The sequence below is a fragment of the Serratia sp. P2ACOL2 genome (assembly GCF_003691565.1).
Taxonomy (GTDB): domain Bacteria; phylum Pseudomonadota; class Gammaproteobacteria; order Enterobacterales; family Enterobacteriaceae; genus Serratia; species Serratia liquefaciens.
Map to the genome: position 1 here is coordinate 2,615,080 of NZ_CP033162.1, position 25,796 is coordinate 2,640,875.

General features: G+C 52.9%; 23 protein-coding genes and 1 pseudogene. 20 read left to right on the plus strand and 4 right to left on the minus strand.

Going from position 1 to position 25,796, the window contains the following annotated elements:
• The first annotated feature begins 206 nt into the window (after positions 1-206).
• The 10 genes and pseudogenes from EBA31_RS12790 (at position 207) to EBA31_RS12830 (ending at position 11,064) form a co-directional block, all read left to right on the plus strand.
• The gene (locus EBA31_RS12790; RefSeq protein WP_220496941.1) at positions 207-431 is read left to right on the plus strand and encodes a hypothetical protein; all 225 of its coding nucleotides are present in this window, start codon (positions 207-209) and stop codon (positions 429-431) included.
• A gap of 303 nt (positions 432-734) precedes the next feature.
• A complete protein-coding gene (locus tag EBA31_RS12795) occupies positions 735-2,351 on the plus strand; it encodes an AMP-binding protein (protein ID WP_122079355.1) in 1,617 nt (538 codons plus the stop codon).
• A gap of 130 nt (positions 2,352-2,481) precedes the next feature.
• Entirely contained in the window at positions 2,482-3,075 is a 594-nt protein-coding gene (locus tag EBA31_RS12800) for a thioesterase II family protein (RefSeq protein WP_238387456.1), read from the plus strand.
• 44 nt (positions 3,076-3,119) lie between these two features.
• Entirely contained in the window at positions 3,120-4,148 is a 1,029-nt protein-coding gene (locus EBA31_RS12805; protein WP_122079356.1) for a pyridoxal-phosphate dependent enzyme, read from the plus strand.
• Between the two features lie 34 nt (positions 4,149-4,182).
• A complete protein-coding gene (locus EBA31_RS12810) occupies positions 4,183-4,740 on the plus strand; it encodes a hypothetical protein (RefSeq protein ID WP_122079357.1) in 558 nt (185 codons plus the stop codon).
• 41 nt (positions 4,741-4,781) lie between these two features.
• Positions 4,782-5,957, plus strand: a complete 1,176-nt coding sequence (locus tag EBA31_RS12815) for an FAD-binding oxidoreductase (RefSeq protein WP_122079358.1) — start codon at positions 4,782-4,784, stop codon at positions 5,955-5,957.
• A gap of 58 nt (positions 5,958-6,015) precedes the next feature.
• Positions 6,016-8,330, plus strand: a pseudogene (locus tag EBA31_RS12820) (type I polyketide synthase); the annotation flags it as partial.
• 291 nt (positions 8,331-8,621) lie between these two features.
• Positions 8,622-8,855 (plus strand): acyl carrier protein, encoded by a 234-nt coding sequence (locus EBA31_RS27080; protein ID WP_238387508.1) that lies wholly within the window; start codon positions 8,622-8,624, stop codon positions 8,853-8,855.
• 15 nt (positions 8,856-8,870) lie between these two features.
• Positions 8,871-9,908, plus strand: a complete 1,038-nt coding sequence (locus EBA31_RS12825) for a Glu/Leu/Phe/Val dehydrogenase dimerization domain-containing protein (protein WP_122079359.1) — start codon at positions 8,871-8,873, stop codon at positions 9,906-9,908.
• Positions 9,909-9,966: 58 nt separating this feature from the next.
• Positions 9,967-11,064 carry a hypothetical protein gene (locus tag EBA31_RS12830; protein WP_122079360.1) on the plus strand — a complete coding sequence of 366 codons (1,098 nt, stop codon included), beginning with the start codon at positions 9,967-9,969 and terminating at the stop codon, positions 11,062-11,064.
• A 74-nt stretch (positions 11,065-11,138) separates the two neighbouring features.
• Here EBA31_RS12830 and EBA31_RS12835 read toward each other — a convergent pair whose 3' ends face one another.
• The gene (locus EBA31_RS12835) at positions 11,139-11,372 is read right to left on the minus strand and encodes a hypothetical protein (protein WP_238387457.1); all 234 of its coding nucleotides are present in this window, start codon (positions 11,370-11,372) and stop codon (positions 11,139-11,141) included.
• Between the two features lie 6 nt (positions 11,373-11,378).
• The gene (locus tag EBA31_RS12840) at positions 11,379-12,350 is read right to left on the minus strand and encodes a hypothetical protein (protein ID WP_122079362.1); all 972 of its coding nucleotides are present in this window, start codon (positions 12,348-12,350) and stop codon (positions 11,379-11,381) included.
• 235 nt (positions 12,351-12,585) lie between these two features.
• On the opposite strand from EBA31_RS12840, the gene EBA31_RS12845 reads away from it, so the two are divergent.
• From EBA31_RS12845 to EBA31_RS12870, 6 genes are all read left to right on the plus strand, one after another.
• Complete coding sequence (locus tag EBA31_RS12845) at positions 12,586-14,082, plus strand: helix-turn-helix transcriptional regulator (RefSeq protein ID WP_122079363.1); 1,497 nt, start codon at positions 12,586-12,588, stop codon at positions 14,080-14,082.
• 130 nt (positions 14,083-14,212) lie between these two features.
• Entirely contained in the window at positions 14,213-14,464 is a 252-nt protein-coding gene (locus EBA31_RS12850; protein WP_020826921.1) for a CsbD family protein, read from the plus strand.
• Positions 14,465-14,813: 349 nt separating this feature from the next.
• On the plus strand, positions 14,814-15,131 hold the full coding sequence (locus EBA31_RS12855) for a hypothetical protein (protein ID WP_020826922.1): 318 nt from the start codon (positions 14,814-14,816) through the stop codon (positions 15,129-15,131).
• A gap of 121 nt (positions 15,132-15,252) precedes the next feature.
• On the plus strand, positions 15,253-15,642 hold the full coding sequence (locus EBA31_RS27085) for a DUF4440 domain-containing protein (protein WP_255417466.1): 390 nt from the start codon (positions 15,253-15,255) through the stop codon (positions 15,640-15,642).
• 231 nt (positions 15,643-15,873) lie between these two features.
• Positions 15,874-16,704 (plus strand): alpha/beta fold hydrolase, encoded by an 831-nt coding sequence (locus tag EBA31_RS12865; RefSeq protein WP_122079365.1) that lies wholly within the window; start codon positions 15,874-15,876, stop codon positions 16,702-16,704.
• A gap of 559 nt (positions 16,705-17,263) precedes the next feature.
• Entirely contained in the window at positions 17,264-17,776 is a 513-nt protein-coding gene (locus EBA31_RS12870) for a hypothetical protein (protein WP_122079366.1), read from the plus strand.
• Between the two features lie 502 nt (positions 17,777-18,278).
• Here the strand turns inward: EBA31_RS12870 and EBA31_RS12875 are convergent.
• Positions 18,279-18,677, minus strand: coding sequence for a MerR family transcriptional regulator (locus tag EBA31_RS12875; RefSeq protein ID WP_122079367.1), 399 nt, complete (start codon positions 18,675-18,677; stop codon positions 18,279-18,281).
• A gap of 68 nt (positions 18,678-18,745) precedes the next feature.
• Here EBA31_RS12875 and EBA31_RS12880 point away from each other — a divergent pair, with 68 nt between their 5' ends.
• Positions 18,746-19,972: an NADH:flavin oxidoreductase/NADH oxidase family protein gene (locus tag EBA31_RS12880; RefSeq protein ID WP_238387458.1), complete on the plus strand. Its 1,227-nt coding sequence runs from the start codon at positions 18,746-18,748 to the stop codon at positions 19,970-19,972.
• 170 nt (positions 19,973-20,142) lie between these two features.
• Here EBA31_RS12880 and dsdX read toward each other — a convergent pair whose 3' ends face one another.
• Positions 20,143-21,480, minus strand: coding sequence for a D-serine transporter DsdX (gene dsdX / locus EBA31_RS12885; protein ID WP_122079368.1), 1,338 nt, complete (start codon positions 21,478-21,480; stop codon positions 20,143-20,145).
• Positions 21,481-21,684: 204 nt separating this feature from the next.
• Between dsdX and dsdC the strand changes: the two genes are divergently transcribed.
• The 3 genes from dsdC (at position 21,685) to EBA31_RS12900 (ending at position 25,677) form a co-directional block, all read left to right on the plus strand.
• A complete protein-coding gene (dsdC, locus tag EBA31_RS12890; RefSeq protein WP_122079369.1) occupies positions 21,685-22,629 on the plus strand; it encodes a DNA-binding transcriptional regulator DsdC in 945 nt (314 codons plus the stop codon).
• 280 nt (positions 22,630-22,909) lie between these two features.
• On the plus strand, positions 22,910-23,374 hold the full coding sequence (locus EBA31_RS12895) for a DUF2946 domain-containing protein (RefSeq protein WP_122079370.1): 465 nt from the start codon (positions 22,910-22,912) through the stop codon (positions 23,372-23,374).
• 242 nt (positions 23,375-23,616) lie between these two features.
• On the plus strand, positions 23,617-25,677 hold the full coding sequence (locus EBA31_RS12900) for a TonB-dependent copper receptor (protein ID WP_198639634.1): 2,061 nt from the start codon (positions 23,617-23,619) through the stop codon (positions 25,675-25,677).
• Positions 25,678-25,796: the final 119 nt, after the last annotated feature.

The window sequence follows — 25,796 nt, forward strand, 5'->3', positions numbered from 1 at the left end:
TGACAATCCCAGCGCCAGCGTCCAAACGCAGCCACGGCGTGATCGGAATCCATTTATGTTTATCAAGACCTATACCTTAGTGAATGACGTTGATCGATGACAGCGACGGTGGGGCGCAGGCAATCAGGGTAGCGATAAAATACTCATTGACCGACTGACGGTCAATATGAATAATTATCAATACTATTTAGCTATTGGATAACATCATGATCACTTTTGAAGGTTTGCTATCCCTGTTGGCGGAGATTGGTGTCCCTGAAGATGTCCTGCAGCAGGCAGACGGAAGTTGGCAATTGCGGCAGGACCTGGCGTTAACTTCTGCTGAAACCGTTGCTCTGCAAACGCAGCTCAAAAATCGCTGCAGCGCGACGCTCTCATTATGGGGTGCACGCGACTATTCATTAGATGAGCTTATTGCTGAAATGGCATAAGCAAATTTCATTTTTGAGTAGTCAGCATAGGGTTGATTCAATGGGAGTTATTACGCCTGTCGAGAGTAGGAAACATAAATTCCATAAATAATTAACGTCAAACTAATTGACTGACGGTCGGTCGTAGTGTTTGATGGCGGGCAGAAAAAAAACAAAATGCTGTGAGTCCATTTTAGTTTTCATTGTGAGTCAGTGCAGGAGTGGGAGCATCGTCTGACGAGGTGCTTACAGGCTGTGTACTTAGCGAATTGCGATTGTGGAAGATACCAATCGAACAGTTAGTTAACTCATTATGGAGTCGCTATGGTTAGTGTTGAGGATTCGATCAATCAGCGTTTGTTGCGTTCCCTGCAACAAAATACCCAACGTCCTGCCCTGTTTGAAAATGGGGATGTTTACCACTACGGTTGGCTGAAGAATGCCGTTGCCTCTGCGGCAATGCGCATGCAGCAGTTGGGCGTAGAGAAGGGCGATCGGGTGGCCTACCAATTGCGTAACACCCGTGAAGCCGTGATCATCTTGCTTGCTACGCTGATGAGAGGTGCCATCCCCGTCCCCATATTACCCTCTTACCGAGAAAAAGAACTGCGGCACATTTTGCATTTAACCGCACCCAAAGTATTCGCTCTACAGCGCGGCAACCGTCGCTACAATCCCCTGGCTACCTTGCAGTATTTGTTTGATGAAGGTCTGAATATCGATGTTGTGCTGGTTGAGGATTACGAGCACACCGACCATGACTCACGTTATCTCAATTTGCAAAATTTCTGTGCCCCTTTGACGCCGGCTCCCGAGCTCCACGCCGTTGCCTTGTCTGCAGATGACACGGCAATCATGTTACTTTCAAGCGGTACTACCGGATTACCCAAGGCAATTGCCCGTAAAAACGGCGGATATAGCTACATGATTGAGTGCGGTTGCGATGTGTTCGTTTTGAACAACCACTCAGTGTATTTCGCGGCTATGCCGGTATCCCATGGTTTCGTTATCAACTGTCCCGGCATCCTGGGCACGCTCTCGCGGGGCGGCGCGGTGGCACTCGCCGATATGCCGTCAGCGGAAACCGCGCTGGAGGTCATTGAACGCTGTGGCGTTACGCACACCACGCTGGTGCCGGCCTTGCTGACGCAATGGAGTGAGTTGCAACAACGCTCTCCTTACAATATGACTTCGCTGTGGCATGTCCAGGTCGGCGGTGCCCGAGTTACGCAAGAGCTGGCGGCATCTTCATCGAGTATCCTCGGCATCACCTTGCAGCAATGTTACGGCATGAGTGAAGGACTGCTGTGCTTTAACGCGATTTCCGATGAAGACGAACTTCGTTTCACTTCACAGGGACGGCCACTCAGTCCGCATGATGAGGTGCTGATTGTTGATGAATATGGCCATACGTTGCCGGTGGGACAGTCAGGAGAACTGATCACCCGCGGCCCCTACACGTTAACCGAGTATTACCAAAACCCACAGGCCAATCGCACCGCTTTTACCCACGATGGTTTTTACCGCACCGGTGACCTGGCACACGTTGATCAGGCGGGTAACGTTTTTATTGACGGTCGGGTCAATGATGCTATCAACCGGGGGGGAGAGAAATTCTGCCCCAATGAGATAGAAGAATTGGCCGAGCAACATCCGGCGGTGATACGGGCGGCTTGCGTAGGCATGGACGATGCGCTGTATGGCGAAGTGCCCTGCCTGTTTGTTACCGTCGCCCATCCCGACCACTCGCTGACATTGGGTGCGTTAAGACGTTTCTTTGAGCAAGCAGGGTTAGCCGCATTCAAAGCGCCTGAAAAGTTGCTGATAGTCGAATCGATCCCGATGAAAGGCATCGGTAAAATCGATCGCCTGACGCTGCGAGAGATGCTACGCCAAACTCACCTTGCCAGTTCGGAGAAAACCGCGGGACTGAACTCATGACGCTATTACGCCAAAGCAACGGCTGCGTGCTCAGACTCAGCCGTCCACTCACCACGCCGGTAACGAAACAGCTGGTGGTTTTTCCGCATGCCGGCGGGGGACCTCTTTTTATCAGCATTGGCGCGATCTGTTGCCGGACGAGACAGACCTGTTTGTTGTGCAATATCCCGGGCGGGAAGAGGCCCAGAATGTACCGTTTTGGACCACGGCTACCCAGGCGATTGAGGCCTGCAGTCACGATTTACGCTCATCACTGGGTATCGCGCCCATGGTGATCTTTGGCCATAGCATGGGGGCTTTGCTGGCTATGCAGGTCGCTGGGGCATTAGCTGGCTCGCGCTTTCATTTCGAGACGGTACTGTCGGCGCAGCGTGTCCCCTCTGAACTCCAGAGCTTACAGCATGAGCAGCAACGTCTGGCCGTATTGGAAAGCATCGGGACCTTCAGTGAACGCAGCGGTTCTCTGGTGCTCGACGACATCACCCGGCCCATGGTCACCGGACTGATCCTGCAGGATTTACAATTACTGGGAAAATTGGCTGCCAAACCCTTACCCGGTCTCAGTCCGCGCATTTTTGGCGGCGATCAGGATCCGCTGGTTAACGCCTTATCACTGTTGCAATGGCAAGAAGATCTCCCCGGCAGCCAAGTGAGATTTTTCCCTGGCGACCACTTTTATTTTATGCAAGATAGCGCCGCTTTTTTACGTCAGCTAATGCAGTAACGTGCTGGCCCTTTGTTAACGTTATGGTCTTGAAGGAACATCTGATGAATTTTGAGCTGTTTAATCCACAGGATTGTGCACCGGACACAGAGAAAGCCTTTACCCTGTTTCCGCAACTGAAGAAATTCTACGCCGGGTTGGGAAATACGCCACTGACCCCGGTGCCGTCGCCCGAAGGCAAAGCGACAATTCTCGCCAAGTTCGAGTTTAAAAATCCCTTTGGTTCCGTTAAGGATCGCACGGCGTTCGGGTTATTTTGCGATGCCATCAACCAGCATGATTTCAGCCGGGGTGAACTGAAATTACTCGACTCTTCGGGCGGCAACATGGCGAAGGCGTTGGCAAAACTGGGTGATATGTGCGGCATTGCCGTGCAGGTGGTCATTCCCGACTCTTCGCCGCAAGCGCTGATCGAAACGCTGGAAGGGGATAATGCCATTGTCACTTTGGTGGATCGTAATCAATTTCTGCTCGGTGTCATTGCCCGCAGCCAGCAGATTGCGCACGACGATAGCAGTTGGACGCTTTTGTCGCAGCATCTTAATCTGGTCAATACCGCCATGCATCAGTACCAGACCGGAGCAGAAATTCGTCGTCAACTCAATGGTACGCATGCCGACGGCTGGGTTTCTGCGGTGGGGACAGGGGGAACCTTATCAGGGGTAGCAGCGGCACTGCGCCAGGACAACCCTCAACTGGTTGTCTGGGGAAGCACCCCGCAAGAACTGCCGTATGGCACACTTTCTGCCCCTAATGGCGAAGCAAAATTTGCCGGTGCTGGCGGCCTGGGTTTCGGATTCCGCCAACCTTTTATCAGCAAGCTGATGCCACAAGAGCCGCCATTTAATCAGGTTTCCTACCGCGAAGCCTTATGTGCAATGCATGAGTTTTTCCAACTCACCGGCGTCAAGATCGGTGCCTCTTCCGCGGCTAACTGGAAAACGGCGTGGAAACTGGCGATGACTCTGGAGCGGGGACAGCAGGTCGTCACGTTGTTCGCCGATGCAGGCAGCGACGTTGAAAGAGAAAAAGGACGCGAGTGGTTTAAACAAAGCGAGGCGTTAACCGCGTAACAACGATGTCTTACCTTTAGCCAAGGATTACATAATGGAAATTATACAGGGCAATAATAATGTATTGTCCGAGTTAATTACGATCGGCGATCAAGTTCGTCAAAAAATACTCAGCGGCAATAAACCTGCGGATATTGAACTCGCGCTGCAAAAAAATGAGGGATATAACAATGTGACGGTAATATCTGCCATAGAAATGGCAAATATAACCTTCAATGCAAAAACAAAGAGCGGCCCTAATGTTGGTGATGCCAATTCGCACACCGACCAATTATTTGATGAGGAAGGGCGTGATCTGGGCACTATGACCGGAAGCGGTTGGAAAATAGCCTCATTGGCGGATGGCAGCGTGGTATCTTGGTATCACGAAACTGCGGAAACGCCGTTAGGAAGAATTGAAACCTCTGGCATCTGGAATTCCAGCGCTATCTGGGCAGGGCAATGGCAATCTCTGTTTGCCGCAGGTGTCAGTGGCGATGTCATGGGGAAAATCGGTGTTCGACAGATATACCAGGATATCCCGCGAGAAAAATACCTGACGTTGATAGTGCTTTTGCCTATCGACCAAATAAAAAGCTTAATTAAAAAATAACATTCACCCTATTTAAATAATCTCTATTGCAAGGGGTAGGTATGCACACGTCTGTCCAATGGGATGTCATTATTATCGGTGCCGGACCAATAGGCCTTTCCACGGCCTGGAATTATGCTCGTGATCACCGCGATCAGAAAGTCCTGGTGCTGGATCAACATCCACTGCTGACGCAATTGGCCGGCACCAGCGGGGAGGAACGCCACTGGCGCTTGCAATACTCGGAACTGGAAATATTCCGTCTCACGCTAGAGGCTGACAAATTATGGCGGCAGTTGGAGCATCAAGCCGACAGAAAGTTGATCCATCGCGTGGGAAGTTTGTGGTTTGGTGATGCAGATGTCTGGACCAATGAAGGGCAGATCCGCCAAACCATGACCTCGATGAATGATATGAATCTGCCGTATGAGCGGCTGACCATGGCAGAGATTGAGCGTCGGTACGGTTTTACCGGTTTGGACAGTAACTACGAAGGCTTTTTGCAGCGGGATGGGGGTGTCATCGATGTCAAAAGCACGCTGACGACTCTGTACTCACTGGCCAGCGAGGCCGGGGTGACGTTTCAGTTCCAGCAAGGGGTTAATACCATCGAACCCGATGCCAGCGGCGTTACGGTGCTGACATCTCAACAGCGCTACCGCGCTCGCAAGGTGTTAGTCGCCAGTGGTCCCGGAAGCAAAAAGCTGCTGCAACAATTGGATATTGAACTGGCACTGTCTACCTTCGAAATGGCATGCATCAGCATGTTGCGTAGCCAACGATTGGAAACCAATGACCCGTTTTGGTTTGCCTTCCAGGCTCCGGTTGAGAGCGACACCAATCTGTTCTACGGTTTCCCGCCCAACCCTTGGTCGATCAATGGGCTAGACCGGCTTGGCACGGATTTTGAAGTGGATCCTATAACCGAGGAAAACGCACCGAGTTACCAAGCCAACCCACACCATGTGGAACGGGCGCTGGAGTTTGCCCGTCGTCATATGCCCTTCCTGGAGCCCGATCGTCAACACTCGGCGTCAAGTTGTTTGGCTGTCCTGCCCAGCAATCCCTCACGTCAGTTTTATCTCGACAGTGCTCGGGGCCGTTGCCACGGGGGCGAAAACCTGGTGGTTTCGGCGGGCGGTTGGGCATTCAAGTTCACCCCGTTGATGGGACAGATTTGTGCCGATCTGCTGGATGAACGTGAACCTCGCTGGGATATCAGCGCATTACGTTTCTAACCGGGAGGATGCTATGCAGCAGGTGAACAACCCTGAACAGCAGGTTGCCTTGGTGGGCATGGCCTGTCGTTTTCCTGGGGCCGAAGATATCGATAGCTGGTGGCATAACCTGATCAATGGCGTTGAGTCATTGGTTCGGGTCGATAAGGTGGATATTGCCGCTGATAACGGGCAATACGTGCCCGTCGCGGCCCCCTTGTCTGGTGATGTGACTCGCTTTGACGCGGGTTTCTTTGGCCTGAGCGCTCGCGAGGCGTTACTGATGGATCCGCAGCATCGCTTGTTTCTGGAATGCGCATGGCACGCACTCGAAGATGCCGGCGTGACGCCAGGGGATCTTGTCGATACCGGGCTGTTTGCCGGCTGCAGCAGCTCCGATTATTTACGTCAGGCGCAGCAATCGGCACTGTTTCAGCAGTTGGACCCTTCTGCATTCGAGCAGCAAATTGCCTGCGACAAAGATTACCTCACCAGTCGAGTGGCCTGGCATCTGGGCATCGGGGGCCGGTGTGCAATGTGCAAGCTGCCTGTGCCACTTCACTGGTGGCGGTTTACGAGGCCGTTCAGGCGTTGCGAAGTGGGCGTTGCCGTTTGGCATTGGCCGGTGCCTGCACGCTGCGGATCCCGCAAAGGGAAGGCTACTTTTCCCAGCAAGGCATGGTGTTTTCAACCGATGGCCATTGCCGGCCTTTTGCTGCGGACGCCAGCGGTACGGTATTCGGCAGCGGCGTTGCCGTGGTGGTCCTAAAGCGCCTGCAGGACGCGCTGACGGACGGCGATGAAATTATCGCCGTGATTCAGGGGGTGGCGATGAATAATGACGGCGCGCGTAAAGTCAGTTTCACCACCACCAGTCTGCACGGTCAGCAACGTCTGTTAAGGCAGGCGATGGACGATGCGCGTCTGGAACCGGAGGATTTTCGCGCCATCGAAGCTCATGGCACAGGAACGCTGGCCGGCGATCCTATTGAGTTTGAAGCACTTAATACCGTTTTCCGTGAACGGACTGACCAACGAGGTTTTTGCGCAATCGGTGCAGTAAAAGCCAATGTCGGTCATTTGGAAACCTGTGCGGGGATGGCAGGGCTGATTAAGGCAGCGCTGCAAATCCGCCATGGGTGGATCACGCCACAAATAAATTTTTCTCGCGCAAATCCGGCGATCCCGCTGAATGTTAGCCCATTTGAATTTCTTGGCTCAGCGCAACCCTGGTCAGCAAACGACAGGCGTCATGCCATTGGCGTCAGTGCCTTCGGCATTGGCGGAACCAATGCGCACGTGATACTGACTCGACCACCACAAAGGACCAGGCGGCGTGAAGCCAGTTCGTCACTGATGGCCAACGTGGTGCCGATCAGTGCGCAGTCCGAACAGGCCTGGCACCGTTTGGTCAAACGTTACCTGCAGCTTCCGGCTGCGGCTGACAGTGTTCAACTGGCATGGAGTGCGCAGAGTGGCAGAAAGTCTTTGCGCTACCGCGGCACGCTGCAAATCGATGAAGAGGGCATATTGAGCGTGAAAGAAAACGTTGCAGATATCGGTAAAGGGCGTCTCAACGTGGTTTTCCAGTTCCCCGGTCAGGGCAGCCAGTTTATCGGTATGGCCAGAGAATTGATGACGCAAGATGCGGTATTCCGTGATCTGATGGCCGAAAAGCTGCGCATCCTCAATCAGCATGCGGGGCTGGACATCTCCAGCCTGTTTAACGGCGAGGCGGCACCGGAAACCATCAATAACACTGCCGTTACGCAACCGGCATTGATAGCGGTTGAAATTGCCTTGGCCGAACTGTTGATGCATTACGACATTAAACCCGATTGGGTACTGGGGCACAGCCTCGGCGAAATTGCCGCCGCATGGGCCGCAGGTGCCTTTTCTTCAGAGGCTGCGTTGGTATTTGCGGCCCAACGTGGGCGGCTGATGGCATCGCTTGCGCCGGGCATGATGTTAGCCGTGGAGTTGAGTGCTCAGCAGTGCCAACCCTGGCTCAATGCGGATATTTCACTGGCGGCGGCAAACAGCGAAAACGGTTGTGTGCTCTCGGGCAGTCAAACCGCAGTCAGTGCCTGTGAACAGGCACTGCGCGCAGAAGGTATTCGTTGCAAAGCCTTGGCCGTTTCCCATGCCTTCCATTCGGCCCTGATGGATCCGGCGCTAAACGATTTGGCAGCTATCGCGCCGGAGCCAAACGAGAGCGCACCTGCTGCACGTTATATTTCCGCACTGCTTGGCTCGGAGATTAGCTTGTCGGAAATGGATGCGCGTTATTGGGCTCGTCATGCCCGAGAACCTGTGGCCTATCACCTTGCGTTGCAGCAAATTCCGCAGCGAGGCAAAACGTTGTTTATCGAGGTTGGTCCAGGGTCGACACTTACGGCGCTGGCCGCGCAACTTAAGTCGGCAGGGGCTACCACGGCAGTACGCACGTTGCCCCGGCGCGATGAAGCACAAAGTGAAAGTGCGGTTTGGTCGCAGGCATTGCAAAAAATTTGGCGCGCCAGCGTCAACATCAACTGGCAACGGCTGTGGGCATCGCCGCCGTCACGTATCGCGTTACCTATGTATCCCTTTGATCCCACCCAGTGGTGGCTGGGCGAGCATGACCTGCATGGGCCGGACGCCGAGAGAAACGCGACTGCCGCAACGGACAAATCTGATCCCACCATGGAAAGCGTCTGGCGTATCTGGGCCAGCGTCACGGGATTGCGACCCGACTCAAATCACTGTGATTTTTTTGACGCCGGCGGGCAATCGCTGATGGCGCTGCGTCTGATTGCTTTGATCGAGCAGGAGTTTGCTCAGGTTATCAGCATGGCTGACTTCTTACGACGCCCCACACCATGGGGGATAAGGCAACATTTAGAACCGGTTGGAGCAGTTGAGCAAAAATCCAATTAAACAGGATGGCAAATTATGTCAGTAACCAATGCATTGCTGAATACGCGTAATCACTATCAGGTTGAGACGGTTGAGGTTGATGACGAGACTTCATTTACCCTGGCCTATTCATCACAAATAAAGCTGTTGCCGGCCAATGGCGGTATTCGTTGGCGAGCCTATGCTTCGCGCCAACTGCAGGAAGAAGAGGCGATCATGTTGGCCCAGCGCATGTCACTGAAACATGGCCTGTATAACACCGGTTTCAGCGGCGGGAAAATTGTGGTGAACAGTAAACGCTCACCTAAAGAACAGCCTGCCGTGCTGGAAGCGATTGGTGAATTGCTCAATCGCTATGGTGGTACCATGTTTACCGGCTGCGATATTAATACCGGCAACCGGGAAATGGACTATCTGCGCCAGTTTACCCCCTGGATCCTCAATGCGATGGACAGCCCTCAGGTGGATACTTCGGTCGCAACCGGTTATGGCGTCTGGAGCTCAATCAAGAAGGTGTTGATACTCCGCTTAAATCATCTTTCCCGAGCGCGAGTGGCCATCCATGGCATGGGAAAAGTGGGATCCGAGGTCGCAAAACAGTGCCTGCTGTTCGGCTGTGAGGTGGTGGGGTACGACATCAATCCCGCAGCTGTTTTCCCGGACGGTGTCCAACGCGTTACGGAAGATCAACTTTTATGGCAGCCAAGCGATGTGCTTTGCATTGCCTCACTTTCCGGCATTTTAACGTTAGAAAACGTTGAATTGCTGAATACACGTTGGGTGATCAGCAGCGCCAATTCGCCATTTGGCAACCTTCAGGCTGAACAACGCTTATTGGCACGGGGCGTTCATTACTTGCCCGATTATGTCAGTAACGCCGGGGCGGTGATTTGCGACAGCATTGAAATGGCCTTTACCGAGCGATACAACCAGATGAATCAGGAGCAGGTCAATGCCTACGTTCATTCGGTTATCGGCGCCAAAACGGAGGAGCTGCTGCAACGCGCCCATTTGTTGGATTGTGATGTCGGCCGATTGCTGCAACCGATAAAGTCAGCGCTGATGGTGGCGTAAAATCTGGCAGGGTGGTGAAAGCCATCCTGTCTTTAACTTTTATGGATCCAGTGGATAAATGATTATTATAAAAGACGCTTTGCGCAGCCGGATTGAATCTGAATCACAGGGGCGTCGCACGGTGCTATATACCGCCAGCGGGCAACCAAATTATATGTATGTCATGCCACGCTTCACGTTGGATGAGGTGGCTTCAGGCCTGGGGCAGGCGGTGCATCCTGCGTTTGTCGTCAATGGTAAAGAGAAAAGTGAATTTTTTTACGGGTGTTATCCCGGCAGCCTACACCACGGTGAGTTGCTCAGTTTGCCTGATGAGGAACCTGCCAGTTGGCTTGACCTGGCGGCGTTCCGGCAGGCGGCCGCTCGCAATGGCGCAGGCTGGCATCTTGGCACCAATGCGGAATGGGCCGCCTTGATGTTCTGGTGTCGTCATCATCAATGGCTGGAGCAAGGTAATACCGACTATGGCCGATCGGTTCAGAACCACGATCAAATCGGCCGCCGTCTGGATGGCGCGCCCGCAGGGGAGCAGCAGGGGCAGCCGACTACCCTTAGCGCGTCAGGCCCTGCGGCCTGGTACCATGACGGCTCCGTTAACGGTATTGGCGATCTGTGCGGCAACCTGTGGGAATGGCAGCTGGGGCTGAGGCTGATAGCGGGAGAAATCCAAATTTTGCCGGACAATGACGCGGCGATGCCGTGGACTGACGAGACGGAAGCGCGCTGGCGGGCGATAGATCTGGACACCGGTTTGCTGCTACCTCCCGGTGCGGAAAATTCGGCGAAGTTTGACGCATCAACGCCGAAACGCGACGGAAATGCCGGAGTGCCGGTGATTAACGCCCGGATCCGTAACTTTAACGGCGATCCGCAGGATAATGGCTACCCACCGGGCTTGATGGACGCGGCGTTTGATCAAATTGAACGAAAAGGCGGTGCTGCAGCCCCCAACCTGCTAAAAATTCTTGGCATCATTCCACACCACCGCAGTGAAGATGGCGACCAGGTTTATCTTCGTAACTATGGCGAGCGTATTTTGATGCGGGGTGGGGCCTGGTATTCAAACACCGCCGCCGGGATGCGAACCCTGTGTCTAAGCCATGGACCAAAACATGCCAGTGCGACAGTCGGCGCCCGACCGGTCTGGTGTTTGTAGAACTCGCGACAGAGTTCGAGCAGGATAAAAACCAACCCGCGCTTACCGGCGCGGGTTGGTTTATGCTGCACGGTTTATGATTTCGCGTCACCGATATCCATCGGCTTTTGTTTACGAAGCAGGTGCAGCAGCAATGATACGCGGCGCTCTGTTCGTTCCGGCGTGTCCGGTGGCAAGTTATAGCGCAGAGTGTAACGCTCGTTTTTTTCATTGAAGAAATCGATGACCAGTACGGGGACCGAAGCACCCACCACTTTTCGATAGTTCAATGAGATACCTGACAACCTTCTATTCATTGAAACATCCATTATTCATCACCCTACAGCCAGGGGACGACGGGTTGACATGGCGATGCGGCCGATGCCAAAACTGAGCGCCGCGCCCAACAGCAGGATCAGCAATGAACCCCATGCCGCGCGTGATACCTGTTTGGCCGCCACTTCTGCCGCTTCGCGGGCTTTTTGCTCGGCCTGCGCCTTCAGCTGGTCGACCTTTTGTACCGCCTGCTGATAAGCCTGGGCATAGTTGTCTACGATCTGGGTCGCTTCTTCACGGCTCTTGCCTGTACGGGCTGCGACGATATTCACCAGCGCATCCTTATCTGCCGCATTCAGGGTAGGCTCACCGGATTGCTTGACGCGTTCAAACCATTGCTTGAGTTCTGCAGCCGCCTGGGTTGGGTCAGTGGCTGCATCAGTAGCGGTTTGCTTACCATCCGCAGCGACGCTATCGCTCTTTTGTTCCAACTTGGACGGGTCCAGCTCAGCCTTGCCGCTTTGCTTGAGGGTGGTGGTTAACTGGTTTTCCAAACTGCTCCAGTCCAGGCTGATGCCATTCTTGTCTAACTGCTGTTTGACGTTTTCGCCAATGCCCGGCGCTGCGGCGGCAATACCGTTGCCGGCCAAAGAGAGCCCCTTGCCGACGGCGCTACCGGCCAGACCGACCACGCCGCTCGCCACAGAAATCACCAGCCAGGTCGTCAGTAATGTGGTCACTGCCCAGCTCAACAGACCGTGCAAACCGCCGCGGTTTGGCGCAGTTCTGCCGGCGACAAATGCACCAGCCGCCAGCGAGACCAGGGTAGTGACAAACAACCAGATCCCGGTGCCCGTGCCAAAGCCACTCAGAGGGTTGCCCTCATGCAACGGATCCACGGCCGAAGCGCCGATGGCCGTGCCCAGCACGCTCAGTATCAGATAGGTCACCAACGCCATGGCACTCCCGGCCAATACCGAACCCCATGAAACGTGAAACGCAAAGCGATTGGATTCATAGACAGTGGTCATTGTTATTCCTTATATTGACTAAACAAGTGGTTGTACGCACAGCACAGGGCCGCGCCGACAGAATCAGTCTGCCGCTTGGCACCACTGACCGTCCCGGTTCATTTGCACCGACAAAGCTAGTGCATTCACACCCCGCGAATGCACCTGTTACGCACTATGCTGTTGGGAACAGCGCCACTATTAGGCACTTCGATCGCCGTCAGGCGGCCAAGCCACTTCGTCTTTTGGAGAAAACATGAGTCAGTCCATCCTTGCCAACGAAACTAACCGTAGCCAGCTACAACAGATCATCTCAGGGTTGTCGGAAGGGGTGATCCTGGCCGAGGTCGACCAGACCATTCTGTGGGCTAACGAGGCAGCGCTGAGCATGCATGGGTTGAGCAAGTTGAGTGAGCTGGGTGCCAATGGCGGTGAATATGCGGAGCGCTTTGCCTTGCGTTATCGCAACAATCACCCTTTGACGCCGGAACAGTATCCGATTAACCGGGCCGCCAACGGCGAGACCTTCAGCGACGTACTGGTCGAAGTTCGGCCCGCCAGCGAATCGGAGTACCTGTGGGTTCACCGTTTACGTAGCCTGGTGATCACCGACAGCAAAGGGCAAGCCGAATTGCTGGTTTTGATCCTGAGTGATGCCACCGAGTGGGCCAGTGCCGAGCAACGTTTTGAAAAGACGTTCAACGCCAACCCGGCACCGGCAGTGATCTGCAGCCTGAGCGACCTGCGCTACATAAAGGTCAACCAGGGGTTCCTCGATATGACGGGCTATACACGCGATCAGGTGATGGGCACTTCGGTGTATGCGCTGGACGTGCTGGAACAGGCGGAACGCAAGGAACAAGCGGTGCAATTGCTGAGCGAAGGGGCGACCATTCCACAGATGCAGGCCGAGCTGAAGCTGCCGGCCGGCGGAACCAAGCTGGTGATAGTCGCCGGCCAGCCGCTGGACATCAATGAAGAAGATTGCATGCTGTTTACCTTTACCGACCTCGAACCCCGTCGCAAGGCGGAGTCGGCGCTGCGCGAGAGTGAAGAGCGGTTTGCGAAGTCCTTTCGTTTAAGTCCGGTGCCCACGCTGGTGTGCACGGCGGACAAGCAGCGGGTGCTGGACATCAATGAGGCCTTTATAAAAACCACCGGATACGCCGCCGAGGAGTTAATCGGCAAGACGGTCGAAGAGATCAATGTGATCGATGGGCAAGGGGAATGCCGGCGGTTATTTACCACGTTGGAAAAAAGCGGTAACGTCGAGAATCAAGACCTTAAAATACGCAAAAAGAGCAATGAAACCATCGACTGCGTGGCTTCAGCGGATGCCGTGAGCATTCAGGATGCCCGCTGTTATCTCCTGGTACTGATGGATATTACCGAACGCAAACGCTCTGAACTTGATCTGGTGGCTGCCATCGAGGAAGTCATGCAAGACGCTTCCTGGTTTAGCCAGACATTGCTCGAAAAACTGGCCAATGTGAAAAGTATCAATAAGCCTAACCTGGCGGGGTTTTCCTTCACCGATCTTACCGCCCGCGAGCGCGACGTATTGGGGTTGATTTGCGAGGGGCTGCCGGACAAAAAGATCGCCGCGCGCCTTAATCTTGCCCCGAATACGGTGCGTAATCATGTGGCGACGGTCTATTCCAAACTCGACGTCCATAGCCGCAGCGAAGCCATCGTCTGGGCCAGAGAGCGGGGGCTGTTTGCCGGTGAACGGTCATCTAAAAATGGAAAGTAGGGTGCAAATGCACTGGTCAATCCCCTGCAAATTAACCTTATGAGCGGTTCATCAACGGCTTACTATCGTGAGACAAGGCAGGCATTTGCACTATGCAAACGTCGAAACAAACCTCACTCAGGAGTGCAGAATGAACAGCGATAAAATCAATGGCGTGATGGATAAAGTGGTAGGCAAGGCGCAGGAAGTGGCCGGTGATGTTACCGGCGATGAGCGTTTGCAGGCTGAGGGATCTACCCGCTACGTTGCCGGCGCACTACAAGAAAAATATGGCGATGCTGTTAGCTGCGTCAGCGATCTGGTCAAGAAGAAACCTCTCACTACGGTAGCGATTTTTGCCGGCGTGAGCCTGTTGGCAGGCCTGCTGCTACGTCGCCGCTGAGGCTGTGGATTGACTGACTAACGCAAATAAACCACTGCCTGACTCGCCCGCATCCTGCGGGCGAATGCTTTCCCCGCACCGCTGCACATTGTATTTTGTGACAAAAAAGCCTCTTTTACTCCCCTTCGTTTTTTGCGTCTGAGCCATAGGTTCTATATATTTATTAACAGGCTCTGAATAAAGATGCGAATATCAGCCCGCATTGTGCATCAGTGGCCAGTATAATCAGTTTGCAAAGATGTTGACGGAACATGTGCTTTCGGGAGCAGAGTAAAGGTCAGTGAGGAACCAATTGCCTCTTGATGTTGCAACCGAGCAGACAACGACTCACAGGTTACGAGGAACTATCATGCATAAAAGAACACTGGCGTCATTGCACTACGATAAAATGCCTTACGATGGGGTGTATTACCATATTCTGAAACGCGAGGCACATGGGCACACGGCGCTGTTGAAACTTGATGCTGGCAGTCACCAGTCAGCCCGCCTGCATCCGGGCTGGGTCAAACTGATGGTCCTGTCCGGTGAGCTTAAGATCGGCGACCAAACCTTGCAGTCCCATGAAATGTTTATGATCCCGGCCAATACCGCCTATACCGTGGATGCTCTCACAGAGGTTTACTGTCTCGCGATTTCCGAACTGGATGGCGTGGAGTTGGCGCGCTAATTCTTGTTCTGCCAGCCTGCCGAACACTGAGCGCAGGCGACAATCCCACTCTATTTTTCAGACCTGTCTATCACGGGCCAACCTTGTTGGCCTGTCAGGCAGTGCCAATAAGGAGGGCGCTTTGAGCCATTCCACAGCGTTGTTAACCCAAATTCAGTCTCTGGAAACGATGTTGCATCAGCCACTGCTGCGAAACGATTCGGTTACGGTGGAAAAACTGCTGCATGATGATTTTGAAGAGATCGGCCGTTCGGGAAAGCGCTACAACAAAGGGCATACCATTGCGGCATTGCAGGAAGAAACTGGCCAGGTACCTATTTATGCCGAAAATTTCAAGCTGTCCACTATTGCCGAAGGAGTGGTGTTACTAACCTACAGAAGTTTTCAGCGCGGCGCCGACGGCAACGTGACCCGCAGTACTTTGCGCTCTTCAATCTGGCTGCGATCGTCGAGCGAGAACGATGACCATTGGCAGATGCGATTCCATCAGGGAACGCCAACGGCAGAGTGAATCCATGTAGGAGGGCGTGAGAGCCCCGTTGCCTTTGCCAAATCCCCAATCTTCATACCGTTCGAAAACCCCTATTGACCTTAAAGTTAACTTTAAACCTATACTTTCTAAACGGTCAACGCAGGACCGAAGGCAAATCCGCGTTCGGGTGCAAGGTCCGGAACCGGCCTTTCCTGCGCGGGGCCGAGAAAAGCACCACCCTTTGACTAATTGCTGAATGGGAGAATTGATATGGGTTACGTAACCACTAGCGATGGCGTTGACATTTTCTACAAGGACTGGGGACCAAAAGATGGAAAAGTCATCTTTTTCCATCATGGCTGGCCGCTGTCTAGCGATGATTGGGATGCCCAGATGCTGTTCTTCGTAAACCAAGGATTCCGCGTTGTTGCGCACGATCGGCGTGGCCATGGTCGTTCCAGTCAAGTATCGGAAGGGCATGATATGGATCACTATGCGGACGACGTTGCTGCGGTAGTGAAACATTTGAACGTGCAAGGTGCCATGCATGTGGGTCACTCAACGGGCGGGGGCGAGGTGGTGCGTTACATCACGCGTCATGGTGAGGATAAGGTATCGAAAGCCGTACTGATCAGTGCAGTGCCGCCGTTGATGGTGAAAACCGACAGTAATCCGCAGGGGACACCCAAATCGGTATTTGATGATTTCCAGGCGCAACTGGCCGCCAATCGGGCGCAGTTCTATTACGATGTTCCCGCGGGACCTTTCTACGGCTACAACCGGCCCGGCGCCAAGCCGTTGGATGCGGTCATCTGGAATTGGTGGCGGCAAGGCATGATGGGCGGCGCCAAGGCTCATTATGACGGCGTCGTCGCGTTCTCACAGACTGATTTCACCGACGATCTCAAACGTATTTCCATCCCGGTTTTGGTGATCCACGGCGATGACGATCAAGTGGTTCCATACCAAAATTCAGGCGTGCTCTCGGCCAAGTTGGTCAAAAACGGCAAGCTTATTACCTACAAAGGTGCGCCGCACGGCATACCTACGACCCATGCCGATCGGGTCAACAGCGATCTACTGGCCTTTGTAAATAGCTGACGCGGGAAACATGGTTCTCGTGAAAAAAACAGGCTCCTTCTGGAGGGGCCTGTCGCCCGATACTCCTTTGGCAGCGCCTACGAGTGGCAGGGGAAAAAAGGTTGGATTTCAGTGACAATGTCACAATTATTGCGTTATGTTAAATAGAGCTTGAGAGGGGTTGAGTTCAAATGACAGTGATAACTTAATGTAAAACATGATGTTATTTTCTTTTTGTTAGAATGACGATTTACCGGATACTGAACTGAGATTTTTAGCGATGTCTAAGAAAGCATAGACAGCGCAGCGACAAATTATCCTGGTAAACAGATCACCGGTGCGCGGATATCCGCGGGTTTACTCATGGCATAATCGCTCATCATCAACGAGGGAGAGGATCTGTTTTACGTCAGGGCTACTGATTTGTGCTTTAATGCTGACCAACTCAGGGTGAATATGCAGATATATTGGTCGATTTAATACCAGTTAAACAGTGCATTTTGGCGAAATCTGCAAGGGAAATGCTGCCAGGTTTTCTCAGATTTCGCGTAGCGCGATCAAAATAAAACAGGGAAAAAGGATGATGTTTAAGAAAGGCAGGCCGAAAATGCTTTTTCGCAGGGAGAACACCACTGCAAGGGGAGCAATCCGCCATGGTGGTGAGTACCGCTGGCAGCGCCATAAGAAACACGCGATTGATGAGAACTTACCGATGCGAGAAGGCATGCGCGGCAGAATGCAACAAGGTATTGATTACACGCCGTTGTTCAAATTTCTGCTGCGTAACGTTGGGCAACCGTGGGTTGATGTGCATCGTGAAGCAATAAGTCGACTGGATAAGGAAGAGCCGATTTTTTATTTGGTTGCATTACAGCGTAAAAATTGGAGCAGCTACGTACGTTATGGCGAATCGAGTTACTACAGCGGGCTTTGCATCGATGAGCAAGGATTGCTGCAGAAGGTTAATCCTGAATTCACTGCAGAAGACGTCCCGGTTCGATGCCGTTGTTGTACGTATACCTTTAATGGTGAACGAGTGCCTGTAACTGAAAAGAACTGGCTAAAACCTTACGAAAAGGAAAACTGGGAATGATGATGAAAGAACAGGTTCTACAGAAAGCAAACCCTTGGGGGCGGGTAGTCAGGTTAAGGGCTCGGTTATCTCAATATGCAATTTAACATAATATACATTATGCGCACCAAAGTAACTCTACGTAGAATCTGAGCTTTTGGGCTTTACCATGGCCTTTTATTCATATCCCGTTTTCCAGATGCTTTACGCTTAATGCCATGCTGATTCAAACACTCAATGTTTCATCCGGAATCTCTCCGCTATGAAAACCAAATTCACACTGAGTTCTTCTCACCGGTTTTGTCACAGTGCATTAATGCATTTCCCTTGTGCCGATGTTTTCCAGAATAGATAACCTTCTTCACGCACAGGATTATGGCAGTTCTCATCTTGGTGATCGTACATCGCAAATTGTGGCCTAATGACATCCATGGCCGGTGCACTAATATGAAACAGGATCAGCGTTTGAACTCATACTGCGTAAACAGCAATTCTGGGATAGAAACATCAACTCGCACCTCACTCACCGTGACATTGTCACCTTAACCAAACTGCTTTTATCTGGGCATATGCCCTGTAACCCCGATTCATTCAGCTTGCGCTTGGTGTCCTGCAGCGTTTCCCGCTGTTTACTCAGCGTCGCCATCATGCGATCAATCTCCTCAAGCCGCGCATCAAGCTTCTGCATAAGGCTGTCCTGGTACGCCATTCCTTCCAGCGACAGCACGCCGCGGATCGTATCCAGCGCAAAACCCAGATTTTGTCCGATCTGGATAAGATGCAAACGCTCCAGCGAGGTCTCGCTATAAACACGATATCCGTTGGCGCTGCGCGATGCCTTAGGCAGTAATCCCTGTTGCTCATAGTAACGTATTGCCGATGCGGCGAGACCCGAACGCTCTGCCAATTCCCCTATTTTCATTTCGCTTGACCTTAAAGTTAACTTTAATCTTAGTATACACGGGTTCTCTTGTTGATTAAGGATCCGCCATGATGTTCACCCCGCTTACCCTGCCTAACGGCAGCGTCCTTCCCAACCGCCTGGCAAAAGCCGCGATGGAAGAAAACATGGCCGACGTCGGCCAAGTGCCTGGCCCGGCATTGTATCGTTTATACCAGAGTTGGGCGCAAGGTGGTGTTGGCCTGATTATTACCGGTAACGTCATGATCGACAGTCGTGCAATGACGGGGCCCGGTGGCGTGGCTCTTGAGGCCAATACCCCGCTAGCCCCCTTTACGGCTTGGGCCAAATCCGCACGCCAGAACGGAGCGCAGGTTTGGATGCAAATTAACCACCCTGGCCGCCAGGTTATGGCAAGTATGGGGGGCGAAGCCTGGGCGCCGTCGGCCGTTCCCGTGGAAATGGGTAAGCACAGCAAGTTATTCGCACAACCGACGGCCATGAGCCAGGCGCAGATCGATGAGGTGATCGACCGTTTTGCTACCACCGCTTATGCTGCCGAGCAGGCTGGATTTACTGGCGTACAAATCCACGCAGCACACGGCTATCTGCTCTCGCAATTTTTGTCTCCCTTGACCAATAGACGTCACGATCAATGGGGTGGCAGCCTCTCTAATCGTGCTCGCTTGCTGTTAGAGGTCGTGCGAGCAGTGCGTGAACGTGTCTCGCCAAGCTTTTGCGTTTCGATCAAGCTAAACTCGGCTGATTTTCAGCGCGGTGGCTTCTCTGAAGAAGATGCGCAACAAGTGATTTTGTTGCTGAATGAATTGCCAGTCGACCTGATTGAACTGTCAGGAGGCAGCTACGAAAGCCCAGCGATGCAGGGTAACGCCGCGGATGGACGCACATTGGCGCGCGAAGCCTATTTTTTGGAGTTTGCCCGCGATCTTGCCGCCGTCGCCCACATGCCGGTGATGACAACGGGAGGTATCGCCCGTAAGTCCGTGGCGCAGCAGGTGTTGGATAGCGGTGTCGCCGTGGCGGGTATAGCAACAGCCATGGCACAGGTTCCTGACCTGCCGCTCCAGTGGAAAGCCGGTAATGAACCTTATGCACTGCCAAAACCGGTAACATGGGAAAATAAAACCATGGCAGGCTTGGCACGAATGGCTTTGGTCACTCGCCGCTTACGCGCACTGGGTGAAGGGCGTACTCGCGCCAGCCGTTATTCCCCCCTGTTTACATTAATCATCAACCAGTTACGTACCAAGCGCATCACCCGTCGTTATCGTCAATGGCGCCAGCAGCGGGCCTAAGCCATCTCGTTACGTGCGCCCTGTCAGCAAAAATAAACTGCATAAAATTCGATCGCTTCGCCCTGCTTATCGGGTGAAGCGTAGAGTTACCCTCTCTGTGAGGCGGCAATGGCAATCGTAAGCCATGGAAAGTACTCGCTCACGATTGCCGCAAAAGGATTGGCTTAGATTTAGATAATGTATGAAAGTAAAAAAGTCATCCCTAAAGCCAGCACCGAAGCGATAAAGGTTGCCGTGGTGTAGTACTTGAACGTTTCATTGAGCGTTGCGCCGCAATACTGTTTCACCAGCCAGAACAATGAATCGGTCACTATGGTGCAACCGATAGCGCCAGAGCCTATGGCAATGGTCACGATCTCCGGGCTGACGTCAGGATAGAGCGCTAACATTGGTGCGACAATGGCCGTTGCTCCCATCATGGCAACGGTGGCGGAGCCCACTGCCGCATGAAGAATAAGCGCGACTAACCATGCCAACAAGATCGGATGCATATGCAGGTTGGAAAGCATTAACGCCAGGGTGTCCGCTAAGCCGCTGCTCTTCAATATGCTGTTGAAGGCCCCGCCCGCGCCGATGATCAACAAGATATTGGCTATAGAAGCAAAACCCGTTTCCGTGTGGCGCAACAGCGTACTCATCCCCATATGACGGCGGATGCCCAGAACGTAATAGGCCACAAACACGGCAATGAACATGGCGATAATCGGGTTGCCGATAAACTCCATCAGGCCAAACAGACGCCCTTCTTTAGCCAGGTTCAACTCCGCTACCGTCTTCACCAACATCAGCACAATCGGCAATAGCACCGTAAACAACGTTGCCCGCAGCGAAGGCAGCTCATGTTCTTCTCGTACGGTCAGATTGGAAAATTCTGGCGGTACCGGCTTAAACGGCAAGCGTTTCCCCAGCATTTTCAAGAACAACGGCCCGCCGACCAGAGACGCCGTTAAACCGACGAGAAGTCCGTAAACAATCACCGTTCCTACGTCTGCACCCAGTTTATTGGTCACAAACAGCGCCGCAGGATGTGGAGGAACGACGCAATGCACTGCCATCAACGCAGTACAAAGCGGTATGGCCAGTTTAAGCAGTGAGGTGCCGGTTTTTCTGGCGATGGAAAAAGCCAATGGAATCAATAACACCACGCCCACTTCGACAAACAGTGTGATGCCGCAAACCAAGCCTACCAATACCATAATGACATCGACGGAAAGCCAGCGGCAGCGCTGCAGCGCGATACCAATGCGTTCTGCCGCACCGGAAACCTCCATCATCTTGCCAAGAATGGTGCCCAGCCCAATCACCGCGGCCAGGAATCCTAGCGTGCTGCCAATGCCATTTTCTATGGCATTGACCATATCAATCGGGCCCATCCCCATCATGCCACCGACAAAAAAGCTCGCTAACAACAACGCTAAAAAAGGATGAAACTTGAACTTTACGATGGTCAAAATGATGAGTGCAATACTGGCGATCAGCGTGCTGGCAACCCAAATGTGTGAATCCATGGCCCATATCCCCTGTCATTGAATTGTCTTTATTGGACAGGAAAACGACGATCGGTGACAAACGATATAAATCTCACCTCACATGAGTAAAACAGAATCAAACGAGTGACTTGCGCCAAGAAATGGTGCAATTTAGCGACATGCATCAACTTTACTCACCAAACTGACGCGTAAAATACAGTTTTTTTACTTTCAGGGGGAAATATGTCGGGGAACCATCTGCTAACGGGTCAGCACCGATCGCTTAATGGCTGGCAGCTATCACGGCTGTTTACATTTGAAGTGGCGGCTCGACACGAGTCTTTCGCCATGGCGGCGGATGAACTGTCGGTGAGCCCCAGTGCGGTAAGCCATACCATTAATCAACTGGAAGCAAATCTCGGCTTAAAGTTGTTTATTCGTTCTCATCGGAAAGTTGAACTCACCGCTGAAGGTGAACGGGTTTTTTGGGCGTTAAAAACATCATTGGGTACCCTGAACCAGGAAATATTGGATATCAAGAACCAGGCGCTGTCAGGTTCCCTGACGGTTTACTCCCGGCCGTCGATCGCCCAGTGTTGGATCGTGCCGGCCCTGGCCGATTTTTCTCGCCGTTATCCCGCCATCAACCTGACTATTCTGACTGGCAATGAAAACGTCAATTTCCAGCGGGCAGGCATTGATCTGGCCGTTTATTTTGATGCGACTCCCTCATCACAGCTTCATTACCAATACCTGATGGATGAGGCAATTATTCCCGTATGCAGCCCAGAATATGCAGCCCAATTTGAGCTGGTCAATTTTCCCGGCAACCTCTCACACTGCACCCTGCTCCACGATCGTCAGGCCTGGAGCTATGATTCTGGTACGGATGAATGGCACAGCTGGGCTCAACATTTCGGTGTCAATCTGGATACCTCGCCGGGAATAGGATTCGATCGCTCCGATCTGGCCGTCACGGCGGCGGTGAACCACGTTGGTGTCGCCATGGGCCGTAAACGGCTTATTCGCAAGCAACTCAGTAGCGGCGAGCTGGTTGCACCATTGCCAAAAATGGAGCTGAAATGCGATCAGCACTATTATGTGTCAACGCTTTCCGACCGTCAGTGGCCCAAAATCGACGCCTTTATCGTTTGGTTAAAATCGCTGGGTGATTTGCCGTTAGAATGACCAACGCCAATTTTCCCTGTGCCTGGAATTCCTTATTATCCCGCTTATAAACAACGGCAGTTATGGCAAAAAATAGCCTGGCGGGATATATCATCACTCTTGCTGTTAGTATTATTCTCCCGCGCGCTCATAATATATCCAAACAGTTAAAATGGTTGATAACGTGAAGCAAACGGCAATTTTCTTTATCAATAAGCCAACCAGGCATAAAATGTTTTAACATTTGCAGCATAAAACAGTACAATTCCACCCGTTAATTTTGCCCTGTTTTAGGATATATGTGTCGTTAATTCGGACTGCCACATCGCGAAGCCATCTCCCGGCCTGTCTGGGGATTTTTGCGATCCTGATGTTGTTCATTGCCCCGGTGATCTCCCGATCGCTGGAGCATGCGCGCGTAGGGCAATCTGAAACGGCCACAATGGCGGACTGCGGCATGGATATGTCTGCACATAGTCATCATCCTTCGCCGGAGCCTGACGGCAAAACCAGCGCACACAGCATGACGATGGCCATGCAGACCGGCAGCCATAATATGGCGATGATGATGGATGACAGCGCCTGCGGCTACTGCGTTTTGCTGATCCATGTCCCCTTGTTAGACCTGGCCAGTTCACCGCTATTCTGGTCTGGTTCGCTGTTGTCGCGCGCCCCTCCGCTGCATTATATCTTCCCGCTATTCGCCCATGTGATCCACTCCGAGTCCCAACCTCGCGCTCCACCAGCATCGCTTCCGCTGATTTAAAAATAAATAGACTGCAGCCAAATTATTCCTGTTGAGACTATTCAACCGGGCGGGTTATTTACGCCTGTCGGAATTCCCCACTGCACTCAATAAACATCGCAACCCTGTTGGCATTATTCTCACGCCAAAACCGGGCCAAAGCTTATTAACGGCGGCATGATGCTCCGGGTTTCACTACGCCTAAATAACCGGCTGTTGCGATGTAAAAGTATTTTTAGCGTCAAAATTGACATTAAGGAACGATGATGTTCGGAAAAACCAACAATTATAAGAAGCGCCCTCTCTCCCTGCATATTACTGCGGCTATGCCGCTGTTTGTCCTGGCGGGCTTCAATGCTCATGCTGCACAACAGCACCAGCATGAAGTAGCGGTAAAGGCCAATGATGGCGACGTGATCACCGTCACCGCACCGCTCTATTCGCCGATGACGATAGTGACCTCACCGAAAACCCCTCGCCAGCCAGTGCCTGCCAGCGACGGCTCGGATTATCTGAAAACTATCCCGGGTTTCTCACAGATCCGGAATGGCGGCACCAATGGCGACCCGGTGTTTCGCGGCATGTTTGGATCCAGGCTGAAAATTTTGACCGACGGTGGCGAAATGTTGGGTGCCTGTCCTTCACGAATGGACGCGCCGACTTCCTATATTTCACCAGAAAGTTATGACCTGTTGACGATTACCAAAGGGCCGCAAACGGTGCTTTGGGGCGCAGGATCCTCTGCCGGTACGGTGCGCTTTGAACGAGAACGTCCGCAGTTTGATAAACCAGGCGTCAAAGGCAACGCCAGCATGCTGGCCGGTTCCAACGGTCGTTGGGATGAAAACATTGATGCCAGCCTGGGCAGTGAACAAGGTTATCTGCGCCTGATGGGCAATAAATCACGCTCTCATGATTATCAGGACGGCAATGGCGATCGCGTACCCTCTCGCTGGGACAAATGGAATGGCGATCTGGCACTGGGTTGGACTCCGGACACCGATACCCTGCTGGAAGTGACCATGGGCCGGGGTAATGGTGAAGCGCGCTATGCCGGGCGCAGCATGGATGGTTCGCAGTTCAAGCGCGAAAGTCTGGGCATGCGGGTAGAAAAATCCAATATTGGCGAGGTGTTCGACAAGCTGGAAGCCCAGGTGTATTACAACTACGCCAACCATATTATGGATAACACCACCCTGCGTTCACCCGGCCAAGGCGGCATGGCGATGGGACACATGGGCATGGGGATGCCTATGCACGCCGGCATGACCATGCAGTTGGATCGTCGCACCGTCGGCGGTCGAGTGATGGGTACCTGGCTGTGGCAAGATTTTAAGTTGGAAAGCGGTATGGATACGCAAACCAACACGCATCGCAACAAACGGGGTAACGCCTGGCAAGAGGATGCGCAGTTCCATAACTACGGTGCCTTTGGTGAACTGACCTGGAGCGCGACCGAACAGAGCAAGATCATCAGCGGTGCTCGCCTCGATCGTACCCTGGTGGATAACTACAAAACTGGCAACGATACTGAGCGTTCCGATACGCTGCCTAGCGGTTTTAGCCGTATTGAGCACACATTGGCCGGCATGCCGTTGATGCTGTACGCAGGGATCGGCTATACCGAGCGTTTCCCCGACTATTGGGAGCTGTTCTCCCCGACATTTGGGCCTGGCGGCAACAAGAGTGCGTTTGACAGCGTGAAGAGTGAAAAAACCACGCAGATCGATATCGGTGCTCAATATACCGATAAGCGGTTTAACAGCTGGGTATCGGCGTATGTTGGCCATGTGAATGACTTTATCTTGTTCAAATACGATCCGCATCACGCCCGTATCAGCCAGGCCGATAACGTTAATGCCACCATCATGGGCGGTGAAATGGGTATGGGTTACCAGTTGACCGAACACTGGAAGACCGATGCCAGCCTGGCTTATGCCTGGGGAAAAAACACCAGCGACAACCAGCCGTTGCCGCAAATCCCACCGCTGGAGGCTCGCTTTGGTTTAACCTACGAACGAGGCGACTGGAGCAGTACCGGCCTGTGGCGGGTGGTCAGCAGTCAGCACCGCGTAGCCATCAATCAGGGCAACGTGGTCGGTAAAGACTTTGCCGACAGTCCGGGTTTTGGCGTGCTGTCCGCCAATGTTGCTTACAAGGTGAACTCGCACGTCAAGCTCAGCACCGGCCTGGATAACATTCTCAATAAAACCTACAGCGAACACCTGAATCTGGCAGGGAACAGTACCTTCGGCTATTCGTCGAATACGTCGGTCAATGAACCGGGCCGCACCCTGTGGGCTAAGGTGAATGTCACCTTCTAACCAGGTGCTATGGGGCGGTGTATGCATGCCACCGCCCCATGTTTGTTATTGCTCCGCGCGCTGATTTTGTTATTCACGGGCAATTTGCTGAAATACAGCCGCCAACATGCCTGAAACCG